Consider the following 18,147-nt stretch of genomic DNA (forward strand, 5'->3'; position numbering starts at 1 on the left):
GCCCGGCCCGGCGGGGGGGCCGGGGGCGGGGCGTCTCTAAAAAAACACCCCCGCCCCCACCCCCCCGAACCCCCCCCCGCCACCGCGGGGGGGGGGGGGGGGGGGCCCCCCCCCCCCCCCCCCCACCCCCCCAGATTTCCGGGCGGTGTGACACGGGAACGTCACACTTCCAGCCGCACCGCCCGGAGCACTGAGTCCGGAGTCATCAGCACCGCACCGCTCGCGGTCAGTTTCACCGGAAGTACCCCCCAGAAGTACACCCCGGTTCACCGCCTACCCCAGGTGACACCAGGAGTACCAGCCGTACCGCAGAACCCCCGCAGTACCCGCAGTACACGCAGTGCACCATTTGCGTCGCCTCGGGCCGTCACCCCGGGTCGTGCAGCCAAACGCGTTTTCCCAAATCCCGTGTCTCCAATCTTTATGCGGGTGCCCCTTTGAACCTTGGGAGTTAGGCACCATGACCCAGTCCTCTGTGGAGCCGAAGACCAGTGCGGAGGAAGCCGGCAGCGGCTCTCCGACCCCCACTGGACAGTCTTGGCTCGACCGGTACTTTCACATCAGCAAGCGCGGATCCAAGGTCAGCAACGAGGTTCGTGGCGGTATCACGACCTTCATGGCCATGGCCTACATCCTCCTGCTGAACCCCCTGCTCCTCTCGGGCGCGGACGTCGAGGGCCACAAGATGGCCGCCTCGGCGATCATCACCGCCACGGCGTTCGCCGCGGCCGTCACGACGCTCCTCATGGGCTTCGTCGGCAAGGTCCCGCTCGCCCTCGCCGCCGGTCTCTCCGTGTCCGGCGTGCTTGCCTCGCAGGTGGCCCCCCAGATGACCTGGCCGCAGGCCATGGGCATGTGCGTGGTCTACGGCATAGTGATCTGTCTCCTGGTCGTCACCGGCCTCCGCGAGATGATCATGAACGCGATCCCCCTCGCGCTCAAGCACGCCATCACCATGGGCATCGGCCTCTTCGTCGCCCTGATCGGCTTCGTGAAGGCGGGCTTCGTCGGCAACGGCGGGGAGTTCATGCCCCCCGTCCAGCTCGGCGCGACCGGTGAGCTCTCCGGCTGGCCCGTCCTGCTCTTCGCGATCACCCTGATCGCCATCTTCATGCTCCAGGCCCGCAAGGTGCCCGGCGCGATCCTGATCGGCATCGTCGGCGGCACGGTCCTCGCCGCGATCCTCAACGCCATCGTCGACATCGACCCGAAGGCCTGGAAGAACGGCCCGCCGGAGCTCTCGGGCTCCGCGGTCTCCGCGCCGGACTTCTCGCTCTTCGGTCACGTCTCCTTCGGCGGCTGGGGCGACGTCGGCTACATGACGATCGGCATGATCGTCTTCACCCTGGTGCTCGCCGGCTTCTTCGACGCCATGGCCACCATCATCGGCGTCGGCACCGAGGCCAAGCTCGCCGACGAGCAGGGCCGCATGCCGGGCCTGTCCAAGGCGCTGTTCATCGACGGTGCCGGTGGCGCCATCGGCGGCATCGCCGGCGGCTCCGGCCAGACCGTGTTCGTGGAGTCCGCCACCGGCGTCGGTGAGGGTGCCCGCACGGGCCTCGCCTCCGTGGTCACCGGCCTCTTCTTCGCCGCCTGCCTCTTCTTCACCCCGATCACGCAGATCGTCCCGGGTGAGGTCGCCTCCGCCGCCCTGGTCGTCATCGGCGCGATGATGATGCAGAACGCCCGCCACGTGGACTGGGCCGACACCTCGACCGCGATCCCGGTCTTCCTGACCGTCGTGGTCATGCCCTTCACGTACTCGATCACCGCCGGTGTCGCCGCGGGTGTCATCTCCTACGTCGCCATCAAGGTCGCTCAGGGCAAGGCCCGTGAGATCGGCGGCTTCATGTGGGCGCTGACCGCGATCTTCCTGGTCTTCTTCGCGCTCCACCCGATCGAGAGCTGGCTCGGCGTCGCGGCCTGAGCCGACCTGACCAGGTCCGAGCGGACTGATCCGCAACACGACCCGCACCCTCCACGTATCCGATACTGGAAACTGAACCTCTCCGAGGAGGCCCCCATGCTGGACATCGCCGAAGAACTCAACCGGTGGGTCGAGCAGGGACGTGACTTCGCCGTCGCCACGGTCGTGGCGGTCGGCGGGAGCGCGCCCCGGCAGCCCGGAGCGGCCCTCGCCGTCGACAGCGAGGGCACGGCCATCGGTTCGGTCTCCGGTGGATGCGTGGAGGGCGCGGTGTACGAGCTGTGCCAGCAGGCGCTGGAGGACGGCGAGACCGTCCAGGAGCGCTTCGGCTACAGCGATGACGATGCCTTCGCCGTCGGTCTGACCTGCGGCGGAATCATCGACATCCTGGTGACCCCGGTCCTCGTGGACTCTCCCGCCCGGGAGGTGTTCGCGGCTTCGCTGGCCGCCGCCGCTCGCGGGGAGGCGGCGGCGGTCGCCCGGATCGCCGAGGGCCCGGCCGAGCTCATGGGCCGCGCCGTACTCGTCCGGGGCGAAGGCTCCTACGAGGGCGGTTTCGGCGGCCACCCCGAGCTGGACCGTGCCATCGCTGACGAGGCGCGGGCCATGCTCGACGCCGGCAAGACCGGTGTGCTGGAGATCGGCGCCGACGGCCGCCTCTGCGGCGAGCCGCTCAAGGTGCTGGTCGAGTCCAGTGTCCCGCCGCCCCGCATGGTCGTCTTCGGGGCCATCGACTTCGCCTCCGCCCTGGTGCGGATCGGCAAGTTCCTCGGCTACCGGGTGACGCTGTGCGACGCCCGGCCCGTGTTCGCCACGAAGAAGCGTTTCCCCGAAGCGGACGAGATCGTGGTCGACTGGCCGCACCGCTACCTGGAGGAGCAGTCCTCCGCCGGCGAGATCGACGGCCGCACGGTCCTGTGCGTCCTGACGCACGACGCCAAGTTCGACGTCCCGCTCCTCGAACTGGCCCTCAAACTTCCCGTCGCCTACGTCGGCGCCATGGGCTCCCGCCGCACCCACGAGGACCGCAACAAGCGGCTCCGCGAGGTCGGCGTGACCGAGCTCGAACTGGCCCGGCTGCGCTCCCCGATCGGCCTGGACCTCGGCGCCCGCTCCCCGGAGGAGACCGCGCTGTCCATCGCCGCCGAGATCGTCGCCAACCGGCGCGGCGGCACCGGCGCGGCCCTGACCGGCGCGCACATCCCGATCCACCCGGACGCCGCGAACACGGTGATCAGCAGGATAGGTTCCGTCGCTTGAAGAGTTGACGGGCTGTAACACGGTGTGGAAAGGGCGCAACCCCACGGGTTGCGCCCTTTCGTCGTCCGGACGCGGCCGGATTCCGTCACTTATCCAGTGACTGGTCCCCGATGACCGATTAGTCTCCGGATCATGGTGGAGATCCGCGAGGTGCCCGAGGCCGACATCGACCGCGCGCTGGAGCTCGCGTACCTGGTCTTCCACGACCGGCCCGAGAAGGAGGCGCGCGAGCGGCACCACGAGCTGCTCCGCCACTGCCTGCGGATCGGGGCCTACGAGGGCGGCGCGCTCGTCGGACTCATGGCCGCGCACGCGTTCCGGCTCTCGGTGCCCGGCACGGACCTGCCCTGCCCCGGGCTCACCTTCGTCTCCGTCGCCCCCACCCACCGCCGCCGCGGCGTGCTGACCGCCCTGATGGGGGAGATGCTGCGACGGGCGGAAGCGGACGGCAGCCCCGTCGCCGCCCTGTGGGCCTCCGAGGCCGCCATCTACGGGCGCTTCGGCTACGGCAGCGCCACCCAGGGCGTCACCATCGAGATCGACTCCACCCGGCCGCTGGCCCTGCGCATCGAGGCCGACCCGCGGCCGCTGCGGCTGATCGCCACCGCGGACCCCATGGACGCTGTCGCCGTCGTCGGCCCGTACCACGAGGCGGCCCGAGCGGGCCGGGCCGGGCGGCCCACCCGCAGCGAGCGGCGCTGGACCGAGGAGTGGCTCGCCGAACAGGACGAGGAGGACGAGGAGCTCGGCCCGCCCCGGATCATCGTCCTGGGGGAGCCGGGCCGGCCGATCGCGGGCTACGTCCTCTACCGCACGAAGCCCGAGGAGCACACCGGAGCCCTGCGGACCCCGGGCCTGGTCCGGGTCGACGAGCTGGAGGCCGACACCCCGCAGGCCGCCGCGGCCCTGTGGCGGTGCGTGGCCTCCCTCGACCTCACCGGCCGGGTCACCGCCTGGGGCCGCCCGGCCGACGACCCGCTGCTGCACTTCGCCGCCGACCGGGACCAGGTCCGGGTCACCGCCGCGTTCCCGGCGCTCTGGCTGCGGCTGGTCGACGTGGCCGCGGCGCTGACCCGCCGGTCGTGGGCCGCGCCCGTGGAACTCGTACTGGAACTGACCGACGTACGACTGCCCGCGAACGCGGGGCGGTTCCTCCTGAAGGCCGGCCCGGACGGGGCCTCGTACGAGCCCGCCGCGGGCCGGGCCCCGGACCTGACCCTGGGCGTACGGGAGCTCGCGGCCTGCTACCTCGGCGGGACCCGGGCCGTCGAACTGGCCGCGGCCGCCCTGGTGGCGGAGCACACCCCGGGCGCGGCGGCGGCCCTGGACGGGGGGCTGCGCACCGCGCTGCTGCCGCACACGGCGGACGAGTTCTAGAGGCGCCGCCGCGCTTCCGGCGGGCTGCGCCCGGTCCTGCTAGGGGATCACGCCGTACAGGGCCTCCGCGGCCGCGGCGGCGCGCTGCTCACGGAAGTTCGCCACGTAGGCGTCGTGCACCGTCGCGCTGTTGTACTTCAGCAGGGCCTCGTCGTTCCTGCTGAGGGCGTCCCCGGTGTAGGTGTGGCTGCCGGTGAAGACGAGCTTCTGGTCCTTCTTGCCCCCGTAGGAGCCCTCGATGAGCAGGTACTTGGTGTGGGTGGCCGTTCCGGACACGTTGACGTCGGCCGGGTTCGTCTTGTCGTCGTTGCCCAGGTGGTGGAGGGAGATCCTGCCGACGCTGCCCTTGGAGGTCGCCATCGTGAGCCAGTAGGCCGTCGCGCGGTGCGGGCCCTCCTCCTGGTAGTCGGCGAGCTTGTCGTAGACGATGTCGATCATGCAGCCGGCGTTGGCCAGCCGCCAGAGCTTCTCGGCCACGGCGGGCCGGGAGATGTGACCGTTGGCGATGCGGATGACGGTACGGCCGTCGGCGGTGCCGTGGCCGGGCGTGTTCCCGGAGCAGACCGGGAGCGTCTTGTGTGTGGGGTCGGCGGGGTCCGGCACCGGGGTCTGGACCATGCCCAGGATGTTCTCGACGGTGTCGATCTTTGCTGTGGGATCCGTCGAGTTGTGCGGGAAGAAGTAGCCCTTGGCCGCCCCCGCCTCCACGTCGATCGCCAGGTTGTCGACCCGCGCGGAACCGTCCGGCTTCGCCTGCGACGCGGCCATCAGCCCGAAGTACTTGTCGTAGCCGGCGTACAGCTCCGCGTTGTCGGCGACGGTCATGGCGTCGTTCCAGGCGGACTGGCGGTCCCACAGGGTGAGGTTGCCCGAGGACTGCACGACCACGTTGTCGACCGGCGTGCCCGTGGTGGGCGAACCGGTGCCGGTGGTCCGGGAGAAGAGGAAGAACTTGTTGTGGTTGACGCCGCCCGTGCGCTGGGCGAGGCACGCCTGCCCGGCGGAGCACACCCGGAACCAGGACGTGCCGTACGTCTCGCCATCGGGCGGGGTCAATGCGAACGCCTTGGTCAGGATGGACTTCACGGCCACGCCGGCGCCGGCCATCCAGGGATCGCTGATGGTGTCGTCGTCGACGAGGACCTGAACGTTCACCCCCTTCTTGTGCGCCGCCTCGAGCTGGGTGGCGAGCCAGCTCGACCCGAACATGTACAGCGATATGCGGATGGTCGACCCGCTCTGGGCGCCGCCGACGAGCTTGCCGAGGTGGCTGAGGATCGCCCCCTGCTCGGCCACCGACCCCTTGGGCCTGTTGAAGACGGGGCCGGTGGTCGCCGCGGACGTGGGCGCGTCCTCGGCAGTGGCGGACGGAGCGCCCACCATGAGGAGGGCCCCGATGACCAGGGCCGTAAGGATTCTGTTTTTGATCACGCCGGTCACCTTACGAGGGCTTTATGGCGTCTGATCAGCAGGGATGCCCTCCCGGTCGGCGGTCCGCCGTCAGCGGGCGGGCAGGGAGATCCGGGCCGCCGACATGCCGAAGCCGGAGCTCAGGACCCCGGTGGAGATTCCGTCGCCCAGGCGGTGCAGGTCCTCCTCGCGGTAACGGACCGTCTTCTCGTGCCAGTTCAGGATCCCGGCCAGCCAGTCCTTCAACTCGCCTACGTACGCGTCGAGTCCGGCCCGGGCCTCTGCGTCCAGTTTCCAGTCCTCGTAGAGCAGCGGCAGCTGGTGCGCCACGATGTGCTCGAACTCCTCGGTGCGCTGGGTCATCAGCGAGTGGCAGATGTGCAGCGCCTCCTCGTAGCCGATGTCGAAGAAGTTGCGGGTGACGAGCACGTAGTTGTGCACCTCGCCCTCGACCTCCACCTCCTTCTGGTACGAGAAGATGTCGTTCAACAGGCACGCGGAGTCGGCCGCCGCGTTCTCCAGGGAGCGGATGGTGCCCGAGGCGTAGATGTCCTCGGGGATGCCCCGGCCCGCCTGGCCCAGCCGGCACAGGTACATCGTGAGGTGCGAGCCGAAGGTGTGCCGCCGCATCTCCGCGTAGTCCACCGGATCGGGGATCCGGTTCTGGATCTGGTTCTCCATCTCCCACAGCCAGCTCTGCAGCATGCTGACGAGGGTGGCCCGGAACTCGGTCCGGACCTCGGGGGTCATGTCCTTGCTGGTGCGCAGCCACAGGTCGCCGATGGACCGTTCCATGGCGGTCAGCCCGACCGGCTGTTCCGCGTGGTCCACCGGGATCATGGCGATGAGCCGTGCGGTGGTGGCCTTGGCGGCCGGCAGGTTCTTGGACTGGGCGAAGACCACCGGGTAGTAGTCGTCCCCGTACGTGCCCCAGGTCAGCCAGCAGGCGTTGAGGGCCAGGGCCTCGGGGGTGGCGTCCGGGTCGATGCCCGCGGAGCAGAGCGCGAAGTCGTAGCCGCGCAGCTTCTCCTCGTTCCAGATCGCCGAACCGGGGTCGCCGGGCTGCGGATCGATCAGGCCCATCTCCCTCGCCCAGGCGACGGACTCCTCGCGGGCGTGGGCGAGGTGCGGGCTCACGGTGAGGGGGAACGGCATGTAGACGTCGGGGACGATCGACGGGCCGGTGTGCTCGAAGGGGACGTGGGTGAAGGAGCGCTTGCGCAGTTCCAGGGCGCGGGGGGCGAGGATGGAGCGGAGGTCGAGGGCGGTGGTGCCGAGGCCCGAGGGCATGAACGGCAGCGTGACCGGGGCGGTGGCCCGGGCCTCCTTGTTCATGTAGCGGCTGGAGACCATGTGCCATTCGTGGCCGCCGGACTGCCAGTCCTGGAGGCCCTTGGCGTAGGCGAGGACGGCGGCGATCTCGGCCGGGTTCATCGCGTGGTCCGCGAAGAGCTGGGGGAGTTCGGCGAGGGCGGTCTGCTCGAACTGCTGGAGCCGGGAGGTGAGGAGGTCGTTGGAGGCCTCGGCCGCCTCCTGGGTGGTGCAGCCGAGGAAGGTCTCCAGCACCAGGATGGCGTTGGAGAGCTCGCCCTCCTCGGAGACCTCGCGCTGGTAGGAGAAGATGTCGTTCCTGATGTGCACGGCGTCCGAGAAGGAATCGCGCAGGACGCCGAGGGGGCGGGAGTGCGCGACGCGCGCCGGAACCTCAGCGGAGACGTACTCGATGAGCCCGGCCGACCAGGGGGCGCCGCCGACCTTGCGCCGCATCTCGATGTATTCGAGGGGGTTGGAGACCCGTCCGATGTTGATGTTGGCGAGTTCCCACATCGACTCGTCGAGCAGGTTCTTGGTGGACAGGGAGAACCGTTCCCGCCAGTCCATCGACATGGCCGGGACGGTCCGGGCCCACAGGTCGGCGAGTCCGGCCTCGACCGGGTTGGTGGCCTCGGGGAACCCGTCCGCCAGATCCATCGGCATGAAGGCGCCGAGCCGGTCGAGGTAGGCCTTGGCTCCCTCGCGGTCCTGGGATCGCTTGAACATCTCCAGGAAGTGGTCGTCGAAGAAGAACACCCACACGTACCAGTCGGTGACCAGGGACAGCGCCTCGCTGTCGCAGTCGGGGTGGGTGTACGAGCAGAGCAGGGCGTAGTCGTGCGAGTCGAGGTCGCGCTCCTCCCAGACGCCGGAACCTTCCAGCATCCCGAAGTCGCGGGCCCACTTCTTGGTGTGGACCCTGGCGTCCTCCAGGTGGGGGTTCAGTCGCGCCGGATAAGGCACATAGAAATCCGGCAGTTGAAACGGCTGCGTCACGGCAGGGTGGGCCTTTCATCTGACTGTCTCGAGTCTCATCGGTTCCTCACGAGATCAGCAGGGCCCTACCCCGGGTACCGGTGGGATAAGGGGTAGTTCACTTCATCAGGTGACGCGTGCGGCGTTCTGCGGCGGATGGGGCCCGCGACCGGTAGGGGGACGGGGGAGGCGGCCGGGGAGGTGGTGTTCCTCCCCGGCGCGGGGGTGCTCAGGCCCCGGCGGACTTCCGCTCGTCGAAGGCCGGGTAGAACTTGCGCAGCAGCCCGAAGGTCTCGGGGAAGTCGAGCTGCCCCGGGGCGGAGCTGGCGCCGAAGAAGGAGTACGTGATGCGGGACCCGAGGGCGGGGAAGAAGACGCGCGAGACCGCCCCGGCCCCGCCCATGGCGATGACGATCAGCCGGGTGTCCTCGGCTCCGGCGCGCAGCAGGAGCGAGGCCAGGCGTCGTACGTCGTCCTCGGACCGCACCATGGTGGACACCTTGACCACGTCGGCGCCGGCGCTCTTCGCGTCGTCGATGACGGTCTGGAGTTCCTCGGTGGGCGGGGTGAATTCGAAATTGTGATAGGAGACGAGCGCCACCGTGTCGTGCCGGTGGGCGGCCTCGATCACCTCGGCCAGGATTTCCCCGGAGGAAAGCTCGATGTCCACGGCGTCGACCTGGGGGGCGAGCGCGCGGAACAGTTCGAGCCGCTCGGCTTCGGTTCCCTTCCACTCGCCGCCCTCGCGGGCGGAGCGGATCGTGGCCAGCACCGGCAGCGTCTTGAACTCGTCCACCTGGGCCAGGACATGGGCCGTTCCGGTCGCCGCGTACCGGTCGACGCGCAGTTCGGCCACGTCGACGCCGGCGCTCTTCGCGGCGTGCGCGCGCGGCTCGGTCCCGCTGTCGTCGAAGCTGACGGCCACCAGCGGAATCCCGCCGTCGAGAAGCGCCCGCAGTGAATTCATTTCTTGGTCACAGCCTTTTCGATTCCGAAATCCGACGCGCAGTACAAGGTGAACGGGGCGGATTATACGTGGAATCCACCGGGGCGAGGGGGCGGGCCCGCCCCTTGGTCGGGAGGGCGGGTGTCCGAGGGGTCCGGTGCGGCCGAAGGTCCTGGTGTCGTGCCACCGGATGCTTGTCCGATTGTTCTAGGTTTGTTCCATCAGTTCATACGTCGGAACCCCGGAGGGACACTCATGGCGATCGACCTCGACAAGGTGCTGGACAAGGCGTGGGCCGACAAGCCGCTCGCCGAGGTGCTCGCGGCCCCGGTGGCCGCGCTCAAGGGCGTCACCGACAAGGACGGCGAGCTGCTGCTGGAGGCCTTCGGCGTGAAGACCGTCGCCGATTTCGGGCAGCTGAAGTACGCGCGCTGGGCGCAGGCCCTGGTGGCGCTGAACCAGACCGCGAAGTAGCCGGACCGGACCGGGAAGCAGCCGGACCGGACCGGGAAGCAGCCGGACCGGACTGCGGAGCAGGGGGACCGCCGGGCGCACCGGCTACCCGGCGGGCCTCAGGTCCCCGTCGGGGTGGGCCGCGCGCCAGGCCTCGATGGACAGGTCCCAGTCGTCGCCCGTCAGGGCGGTGAGGGACGCGGGGAAGAGGCCGTCCTCCTCCTTCGCGATGTGGTGGTGGAGCTCCTCCACCGCCCGGCGCAGGGCCGCGGCGTCCGCCGGGTCCGCCAGGTCGGCGCCGGCGAGGAACGCCGCCAGTTCGCGGTGCTCCCCGACCAGCGCCGCGATGTACGGGGCGTACTCCGGGTCCCGCTCCATGACGGCGAACAGGCCGTCCTCCTCACCCGTCCAGTGGGCGAGGAGGACGGCCGTCATCTCCGCGACGAGGGCCCGCGCCCTCGGCAGGTCTCCCGAGTCCAGGGCGCGCAGCGCGTCGCCCGCGGCGTTCGTCACCGCCTCGTGCTCGGCGATGAACTCCTTGATCAGCGGGATCTCGCGGCAGCCGCAGTAGTGGCACATGCGGCCAGTCTGATCCAGTCGCCGTCCGGTCAGTCGCTTTCGCCTTCGAGGTTGCCCTCCGTGTCCAGGTACACCTGGCGCAGTGCCTCCAGGACCTGCGGGTCCGGCTTCTCCCACATGCCGCGGGACTCGGCCTCCAGCAGCCGCTCCGCGATCCCGTGCAGGGCCCAGGGGTTGGCCTCCTCCAGGAAGGCGCGGTTCTCCGGGTCCAGGACGTACGTCTCGGTGAGCTTGTCGTACATCCAGTCGGCCACCACGCCGGTCGTGGCGTCGTAGCCGAAGAGGTAGTCGACCGTCGCCGCCAGCTCGAAGGCCCCCTTGTAACCGTGGCGGCGCATCGCCTCGATCCACTTCGGGTTCACGACGCGGGCCCGGAAGACGCGGGAGGTCTCCTCGACCAGCGTGCGCGTCTTGACCGTCTCCGGCCGGGTCGAGTCGCCGATGTACGCCTCGGGGGCCGTGCCGCGCAGGGCGCGGACGGTGGCCACCATGCCGCCGTGGTACTGGAAGTAGTCGTCGGAGTCGGCGATGTCGTGCTCACGGGTGTCCGTGTTCTTCGCCGCGACCGTGATCCGCTTGTAGGCGGTCTCCATCTCCTCGCGCGCCGCGCGCCCTTCGAGGCCGCGGCCGTACGCGTAGCCGCCCCACACCGTGTAGACCTCCGCGAGGTCGGCGTCGGTGCGCCAGTCGCGGGAGTCGATCAGCTGCAGGATGCCCGCGCCGTACGTGCCCGGGCGCGAACCGAAGATGCGGGTGGTGGCCCGCCGCTCGTCCCCGTGCACGGCCAGGTCGGCCTGCGCGTGGGCCCGTACGAAGTTGTCCTCGGCCGGCTCCTCCAGCGAGGCGGCCAGCCGCACCGCATCGTCCAGCAGGCCGATGACGTGCGGGAACGCGTCGCGGAAGAAGCCCGAGATGCGCAGGGTCACGTCGATGCGCGGACGGCCGAGCTCCGCGAGCGGGATCGGCTCCAGGCCGGTGACGCGGCGCGAGGCCTCGTCCCAGACCGGACGGACGCCGAGCAGCGCCATGGCCTCGGCCACGTCGTCGCCCGAGGTGCGCATCGCGCTCGTGCCCCACAGGGACAGGCCGACGGAGGCGGGCCATTCGCCGTTGTCCGTGCGGTAGCGGGTCAGGAGGGAGTCGGCCAGTGCCTGACCGGTCTCCCACGCCAGACGGGAGGGGACGGCCTTCGGGTCCACCGAGTAGAAGTTGCGGCCGGTCGGCAGCACGTTGACCAGACCGCGCAGCGGGGAGCCGGAGGGGCCCGCCGGGACGAACGCGCCGTCCAGGGCGCTGACCACGTGGGCGATCTCGTCGGTGGTGCCGGCCAGGCGCGGGACGACCTCGCGGGCCGCGAAGTCCAGTACGGCCGCCACGTCCGCCGAGAAGCCGGCGGCTACCGAAGCCACCGCCTCCGGGGCCCAGCCGGCGTCCTCCATCGCCTGGACCAGCGCGCGGGCCGTCTCCTCCGCCTCGTCGGCGGTGGTGCGGGTGGCCGCGGACTCGTCCAGGCCGAGCGCCTCGCGCAGACCCGGCAGGGCCGTCGTACCGCCCCAGATCTGGCGGGCGCGCAGGATGGCGAGGACCAGGTTGACGCGGGCGTCGCCGGTCGGGGCGCCGCCCAGGACGTGCAGACCGTCGCGGATCTGGGCGTCCTTGATCTCGCACAGCCAGCCGTCGACGTGCAGCAGGAAGTCGTCGAAGCCGTCGTCGTCGGGACGCTGCTCCAGGCCCAGGTCGTGGTCCAGCTTCGCGGCCTGGATCAGGGTCCAGATCTGGGCGCGGATGGCCGGCAGCTTCGCCGGGTCCATCGCGGAGATCTGGGCGTACTCGTCGAGGTGCTGCTCCAGGCGTGCGATGTCGCCGTACGACTCCGCGCGCGCCATCGGCGGCACCAGGTGGTCGACCAGGGTGGCGTGCACCCGGCGCTTGGCCTGGGTTCCCTCGCCCGGGTCGTTGACCAGGAACGGGTAGATGAGGGGCAGGTCGCCGAGCGCGGCGTCGGGGGCGCAGGCCGCTGACAGGCCGGCGTTCTTGCCCGGCAGCCACTCCAGGTTGCCGTGCTTGCCCAGGTGGATCATCGCGTCGGCGCCGAAACCGCCGTCCTCGGCGCGGGCCTGGATCCAGCGGTACGCGGCCAGGTAGTGGTGCGAGGGCGGCAGGTCGGGGTCGTGGTAGATCGCGATCGGGTTCTCGCCGAAGCCGCGCGGCGGCTGGATGAGGATCAGCAGGTTGGCGCGGCGCAGGGCGGCGAGGACGATGTCGCCCTCCGGGTTCGAGGAGCGGTCCACGAACATGCTGCCCGGGGCCTCGCCCCAGTGCCGCTCCACGCTCTCGCGGAGCTCGGCGGGCAGCTCGGCGAACCAGCGCTTGTAGTCGGCCGCCGGGATCCGGACCGGGTTGCGGGCGAGCTGCTCCTCGGTCAGCCAGTCCTGGTCGTGGCCGCCGGCCTCGATCAGGGCGCGGATCAGCTCGTCGCCGTCGCCGGACACCAGGCCCGGGACGTCCTCGACGGGACCGAAGTCGTACCCGCCCGCGACGAGCGTGCGCAGCAGCTCCACGGCGCTGGCCGGGGTGTCCAGGCCGACCGCGTTGCCGATGCGGGAGTGCTTGGTGGGGTACGCGGAGAGGACCAGGGCGATCTTCTTGTCGCGCCGCTCGATGTGGCGCAGGCGTGCGTGGCGCACGGCGATGCCGGCCACGCGGGCGGCCCGCTCGGGGTCGGCGACGTAGGCGGGCAGCCCGTCTTCGTCCAGCTCCTTGAAGGAGAACGGGACGGTGATCAGCCGGCCGTCGAACTCCGGGACGGCGACCTGGGTGGCGGCGTCGAGGGGGGACAGGCCCTCGTCGTTCTCCTCCCAGGCGGACCGGGAGCCCGTCAGGCACAGGGCCTGCAGGATCGGCACGCCGAGCGCGGCCAGGGCGCCGGCGTCCCAGGACTCGTCGTCACCGCCGGCGGAGGCGGTGGCGGGCTTGGTGCCGCCGGCCGCGAGGACCGTGGTGACGATCGCGTCGGCGGACGCGAGCTCCGCGAGCAGCTCCGGCTCGGGGGAGCGGAGCGAAGAGACGTAGAGGGGGAGCGCATGGGCGCCGTGGGCCTCGATCGCCTCGGAGAGGGTGTGCACGAAGGCGGTGTTGCCGCTCATCTGGTGCGCGCGGTAGTAGAGCACCGCGACCCGGGGGCTTCCCTCCGGCAGGGCCTGCTGCGCGGTGCGCTCCAGCGGGCCCCACGTGGGGGAGGCCGCCGGGGGCTCGAAACCGTGGCCGGTCAGCAGCACGGTGTCGGAGAGGAAGCGGGCGAGCTGGTCCAGGTTGGCCGGGCCGCCGTGGGCGAGGTAGCCGTGCGCCTCGGCGGCGATGCCGATCGGGACGGTCGAGGCTTCCATCAGCTGGGCGTCGGGGGCCTGTTCGCCGGTCAGCACGACCACCGGGCGGCTCTGGCCGGGGGCCAGCAGCAGGTCGAGGCCGTCCTGCCAGGCGCGGAGGCCGCCGAGGAGGCGGACGACGACCAGCGTGACTCCGTCGAGGAGACCCGGGAGGTCGTCGAGGGGAAGGCGGGAGGGGTTGGCGAACCGGTACGGGACGGGAGCGTCCCCGGCGTTCGCTGCGCGGGCGCTGAGCAGATCGGTGTCGGACGTCGACAGCAGCAGGATCATGCGGCGGCAGGCCTTCCTCGGGGTTTCCGCGCCCCGGGCAGTGAGGACGGCGGGAGTTCCTGACTCATCCGGTGCGGCCGGGGCCTCGCGGATTCACAGTGGCGGGACCGCGCCGGATTCGCACCGGGCTTCCTCCCATGTCGCCGTCCTCGGCGATGGCGGGCCTGTTGGCCGCCGTGGACTCATCCTAGGGGGAGGCTCCCCCGGCGGGGAGCGGGGGCCCCGCTCCCCGGAGCGGGCCCTGCGGGGCCGTCCCCTACCCGCCCTTCCACCGTTCCCCGGGGCTGCGCCCCGGAACCCCGGGGCTGCGCCCCGGACCCCGCGCCTCAACCGTTTCCGTGGAGGCGGGCCGTGGGCCGGATTCGGGCAGCCGTCAGGCTGGAACGGGGTGGTGTGGGCCACAGGGGGCGGGCGCAGAATCGTGGGTATGCTCGCCGCCATGCCCACGCCCCCCTCCGCCACAGCGCGGGACGAACCCGTCATACGGGATCGCGGCGACGCCTGCCCCGGCGCGCTGCGCCTGCATGCCGCCGATGACGGGTACCTGGCACGGGTCCGGATTCCGGGGGGTCTGCTGACCGCCCGGCAGGCCTCGGTGCTGGCGACGGCCGCCGACCGGTTCGGGGACGGGCACCTGGAACTCACCTCGCGCGGGAACGTGCAGCTGCGCGGGCTCGCCGAGGGCTGCGGTGCCGGGCTCGCGGAGCTGCTGGACGCGGCCGGACTGCTGCCCGCCCCCGGCCACGAGCGGGTACGGAACATCGTGGCGACCCCGCTGTCCGGGATCGGGGACACCGGTCGGCCCCATGTGACGCCCTGGGTAGGGAAGTTGGACCGCCTGCTGTGCGCGAGCACCCGCGCGACGGCGCTGTCCGGCCGGTTCCTGTTCGCCGTCGACGACGGGCGCGGGGACGTCGCCGCGCTCGACCCCGATGTCACCCTGCTCGGCGGAGCACGGGGCCGGGCACTGGTCCGGCTCGGCGCGGCCCCCGACGCCGTGGAGGTGGACGCCGCCGACGCACCCCGCGCGGCGCTGCTCGCGGCCGAGTACTTCCTCGACTCCGCGGACGCCGCCGGCACCCGCGCCTGGCGGGTGTCCGAACTGCCCGCCGCACACGCCCCGGAGACGGCGCGGCTCGCGGCACGGCTCCGGGCGGCCGGCATCGCGGCCGACACCGTTCCCGAGGTGGCCTGGCCGTACGCCCCGCCGCCCGGGCCGTGGGGCCCCGGCACCGGTGAGCGCACACCGCTGTGCGTCCTGCCCCCGCTCGGCCGGCTCACCACCGCGCAGTGGCGGGTCCTGGTGCACGTCTCGGGCGGCGGAGAAGGCGACCGCGAGGGAGCCGGCACCGCCGACGCGGAGCTGCGGATCACCCCCTGGCGGAGCATCGTCCTGCCCCGCGCGAGCACCCGGGGCCCCGTCGACGGCTACGCCGCGCTCGTGGCCGCCGGGCTGTCCGTCGCGCCCGACGGCCCCTGGGAATCCGTCACCGCCTGTACCGGGCGGCCCGGTTGCGCCAAGGCGCTGGCCGACGTACGCGCCGACGCGCGGGCCGTCGTGGACGCCGGTGGCGGGACCCCGGACGGAGCCGGCGCCGCCGTCCCCGCCGGCCCCGTCCCCGTGCACTGGTCCGGGTGCGAGCGCCGGTGCGGTCATCCGCGCGGGACCGCCTGGGTCGACCTCGTCGCCACCCCGGACGGGTACCGGCTCGACGGCCGCCCGGTGCCGTCCCACGAACTTGCCCGGGCCGTCGCCGAAACGCGCGGCCGACCCCGAGTGTCCGAAGACGCAGTGAAGAAATGAGCGAGTGCACCGTGTTCGAGTACGAGAAGGACGGCGCCGAGATCTACCGCCAGTCCTTTGCCACGATCCGCGCCGAGGCGGACCTGTCCGGGCTGCCCGCCTCGGTCGCCCAGGTCGCGGTGCGCATGATTCACGCCTGCGGGATGACCGACCTGACCCGCGACCTGGGCTACTCGCCCGAGGTCGTCCTGCGGGCACGCGCCGCCCTGGAGGCCGGTGCGCCGATCCTGTGCGACGTGCAGATGGTCGCCAGCGGGGTCACCCGCAAGCGGCTGCCCGCCGACAACCAGGTGATCTGCACCCTCTCCGACCCGGCCGTGCCGGAACTCGCCGCGAAGATGGGCACGACGCGCAGCGCCGCCGCCCTCGAAGTCTGGCGGGACCGGGGCCTGTTGGAGGGCTCCGTGATCGCCGTCGGCAACGCGCCGACCGCGCTCTTCCGGCTGCTGGAGATGATCGAGGAAGGCGCCCCGCGCCCCGCCGCGGTCATCGGGGTCCCCGTCGGGTTCATCGGCGCCGCCGAGTCCAAGGACGCCCTCGCCGAACACCCCTCCGCACTCGACCACTTGATCGTCCGGGGCCGGCGCGGCGGCAGCGCCATGGCCGCGGCCGCCGTCAACGCCATCGCGAGCGTGGCCGAATGAGCACCGGAAAGCTGTACGGGGTCGGCCTCGGGCCCGGCGACCCCTCGCTGATGACGCTGCGCGCCGTCGAGGTGATCGCGGAGGCCGACGTGGTCGCGTACCACTCGGCCCGCCACGGACGCTCCATCGCCCGCTCCATCGCCGCGAAGCACCTGCGCGCCGACCACGTCGAGGAGCCGCTGGTCTACCCGGTCACCACCGAGACCACCGACCACCCCGGCGGCTACCAGGGCGCGATGGAGGAGTTCTACGAGGCCTCCGCCGCCCGGCTCGCCGTCCACCTGGACGCCGGCCGCACCGTCGCCGTGCTCGCGGAGGGCGACCCGCTCTTCTACAGCTCGTACATGCACATGCACAAGCGGCTCTCCGACCGGTACGAGACCGAGGTGATCCCCGGGGTCACCTCGGTGAGCGCCGCCGCCGCCCGGCTCGGCACCCCGCTCGTGGAGGGCGAGGAGGTGCTGACGATCCTGCCCGGCACCCTCTCCGAGGAGGAGCTCACGGCCCGCCTCGCCGCCACCGACTCGGCGGTCGTCATGAAGCTCGGCCGCACCTTCCCCGCCATCCGGCGGGCCATGGACAACAGCGGCCGGCTCGCCGAAGCGCGCTACGTGGAGCGCGCGACGATGGCCGGGGAGCGGACGGGCCTCCTCGCGGACACCGACCCCGGCTCGGTCCCCTACTTCGCCGTCGCCGTGCTGCCCAGCCGGATCGGCAACCCGGGCAGCGTGCCGTCCGGGCCCGGCGAGGTCGCCGTCGTCGGCACCGGCCCGGCCGGGCCGCTGTGGCTGACCGCCGAGACGCGGCGGGTGCTGGCCGACGCCGAGGTGCTGGTCGGATACACGACGTACCTGGACCGGGTCCCGGTCAAGCCGGGCCAGATCCGGCACGGCTCCGACAACAAGGTCGAGTCCGAGCGCGCCGAGTTCGCGCTCGACCTCGCCCGGCGCGGCAAGCGGGTGGCCGTGGTCTCCGGCGGCGACCCCGGTGTCTTCGCCATGGCCACCGCCGTCCTGGAGGTCGCGGGGCAGCCGGAGTACAAGGACGTGCCCGTACGGGTACTGCCCGGGGTGACCGCGGCCAACGCGGCGGCCGCCGCGGCCGGAGCCCCCCTCGGCCACGACTACGCCACCATCTCCCTCTCCGACCGGCTCAAGCCCTGGGAGGTCATCGCGGAGCGGCTGCGCGCGGCGGCCGCGGCCGACCTCGTCCTCGCCCTCTACAACCCCGGCTCCCGCAGCCGGAATTGGCAGGTGGCGCAGGCCCGCGAACTGCTCCTGGAGCTGCGCGCACCGCAGACGCCGGTGGTCGTCGCGCGCGATGTGGGCGGGCCGGAGCAGTCGGTACGGATCCTCACGCTGGCCGAACTGGAGCCGTCCGAGGTCGACATGAGGACGATTTTGCTGATCGGGTCCTCGCAGACCCAGGTGACGGAGCGGCCGGACGGGTCGCGGGTGACCTGGACGCCGCGGCGGTACGGCTGATCCCGCCGGGCTGACCGCTCCGGGCCGGCTCCCCGGACTCCGTCCCGGGTGGGGTGGGGGTGGTCCTCGGGGCTGACGCGGGGGCCGGTGCCGGTGCCGGATTCGGGTGTGGGCGTGCGTGTGGGGAGCGGGTGGGCGGGCCCTGCGGGGCGAAGTCCCCTACCCGCCCTTCGCCCGTTCCCCGGGCGCTGCCCGGACCCGTTGCCGGGGGCCGGCCCCCGGACCCCCGCTCCTCAAACGCCGGAGGGGCTGGATTTTCCAGCCCCTCCGGCGTTCAGGTGCGGGCCGAGGCTGCCAAATCCTCCTGCTCCAGGGTTC

The 18,147-nt window shown here is 72.0% G+C and carries 12 protein-coding genes and 1 riboswitch; of the genes, 7 read left to right on the forward strand and 5 right to left on the reverse strand.

Annotated features, from left to right (window positions below; all coding sequences use genetic code 11):
• Window positions 1–460: 460 nt before the first annotated feature.
• From ACIA8F_RS38535 to ACIA8F_RS38545, 3 genes are all read left to right on the forward strand, one after another.
• Window positions 461–1,927, forward strand: coding sequence for an NCS2 family permease (locus ACIA8F_RS38535; RefSeq protein ID WP_399385711.1), 1,467 nt, complete (start codon window positions 461–463; stop codon window positions 1,925–1,927).
• Window positions 1,928–2,023: 96 nt separating this feature from the next.
• Window positions 2,024–3,187: an XdhC family protein gene (locus ACIA8F_RS38540; RefSeq protein ID WP_399385712.1), complete on the forward strand. Its 1,164-nt coding sequence runs from the start codon at window positions 2,024–2,026 to the stop codon at window positions 3,185–3,187.
• Between the two features lie 132 nt (window positions 3,188–3,319).
• Window positions 3,320–4,564 (forward strand): GNAT family N-acetyltransferase, encoded by a 1,245-nt coding sequence (locus tag ACIA8F_RS38545; protein ID WP_399385713.1) that lies wholly within the window; start codon window positions 3,320–3,322, stop codon window positions 4,562–4,564.
• Window positions 4,565–4,603: 39 nt separating this feature from the next.
• Here ACIA8F_RS38545 and ACIA8F_RS38550 read toward each other — a convergent pair whose 3' ends face one another.
• The 3 genes from ACIA8F_RS38550 to aroD form a co-directional block, all read right to left on the reverse strand.
• Complete coding sequence (locus tag ACIA8F_RS38550) at window positions 4,604–5,995, reverse strand: phospholipase D-like domain-containing protein (protein WP_399385714.1); 1,392 nt, start codon at window positions 5,993–5,995, stop codon at window positions 4,604–4,606.
• Between the two features lie 69 nt (window positions 5,996–6,064).
• Window positions 6,065–8,284 (reverse strand): germacradienol/geosmin synthase, encoded by a 2,220-nt coding sequence (locus tag ACIA8F_RS38555; RefSeq protein WP_399385715.1) that lies wholly within the window; start codon window positions 8,282–8,284, stop codon window positions 6,065–6,067.
• A 208-nt stretch (window positions 8,285–8,492) separates the two neighbouring features.
• Window positions 8,493–9,230: a type I 3-dehydroquinate dehydratase gene (gene aroD, locus ACIA8F_RS38560; RefSeq protein ID WP_399385716.1), complete on the reverse strand. Its 738-nt coding sequence runs from the start codon at window positions 9,228–9,230 to the stop codon at window positions 8,493–8,495.
• Between the two features lie 234 nt (window positions 9,231–9,464).
• Between aroD and ACIA8F_RS38565 the strand changes: the two genes are divergently transcribed.
• Entirely contained in the window at window positions 9,465–9,683 is a 219-nt protein-coding gene (locus ACIA8F_RS38565; RefSeq protein WP_267752961.1) for a hypothetical protein, read from the forward strand.
• A gap of 84 nt (window positions 9,684–9,767) precedes the next feature.
• Here ACIA8F_RS38565 and ACIA8F_RS38570 read toward each other — a convergent pair whose 3' ends face one another.
• Both ACIA8F_RS38570 and cobN read right to left on the reverse strand, forming a co-directional pair.
• Window positions 9,768–10,241: a hemerythrin domain-containing protein gene (locus tag ACIA8F_RS38570; RefSeq protein ID WP_399385717.1), complete on the reverse strand. Its 474-nt coding sequence runs from the start codon at window positions 10,239–10,241 to the stop codon at window positions 9,768–9,770.
• Window positions 10,242–10,270: 29 nt separating this feature from the next.
• Entirely contained in the window at window positions 10,271–13,897 is a 3,627-nt protein-coding gene (cobN, locus tag ACIA8F_RS38575; protein WP_399385718.1) for a cobaltochelatase subunit CobN, read from the reverse strand.
• 53 nt (window positions 13,898–13,950) lie between these two features.
• A riboswitch (cobalamin riboswitch) is annotated at window positions 13,951–14,032 on the reverse strand.
• 304 nt (window positions 14,033–14,336) lie between these two features.
• On the opposite strand from cobN, the gene ACIA8F_RS38580 reads away from it, so the two are divergent.
• The 3 genes from ACIA8F_RS38580 to ACIA8F_RS38590 are packed head-to-tail and all read left to right on the forward strand — an operon-like array spanning window position 14,337 to window position 17,829.
• Complete coding sequence (locus tag ACIA8F_RS38580; protein WP_399385719.1) at window positions 14,337–15,701, forward strand: cobalamin biosynthesis protein CobG; 1,365 nt, start codon at window positions 14,337–14,339, stop codon at window positions 15,699–15,701.
• A complete protein-coding gene (locus ACIA8F_RS38585) occupies window positions 15,698–16,345 on the forward strand; it encodes a precorrin-8X methylmutase (RefSeq protein ID WP_399385720.1) in 648 nt (215 codons plus the stop codon). The genes ACIA8F_RS38580 and ACIA8F_RS38585 overlap by 4 nt, the downstream gene beginning before the upstream one ends.
• Window positions 16,342–17,829, forward strand: coding sequence for a precorrin-2 C(20)-methyltransferase (locus ACIA8F_RS38590; RefSeq protein ID WP_399385721.1), 1,488 nt, complete (start codon window positions 16,342–16,344; stop codon window positions 17,827–17,829). The genes ACIA8F_RS38585 and ACIA8F_RS38590 overlap by 4 nt, the downstream gene beginning before the upstream one ends.
• Window positions 17,830–18,147: the final 318 nt, after the last annotated feature.

Source organism: Streptomyces sp. NPDC051563 (assembly GCF_044454225.1).
Lineage (GTDB): Bacteria > Actinomycetota > Actinomycetes > Streptomycetales > Streptomycetaceae > Streptomyces.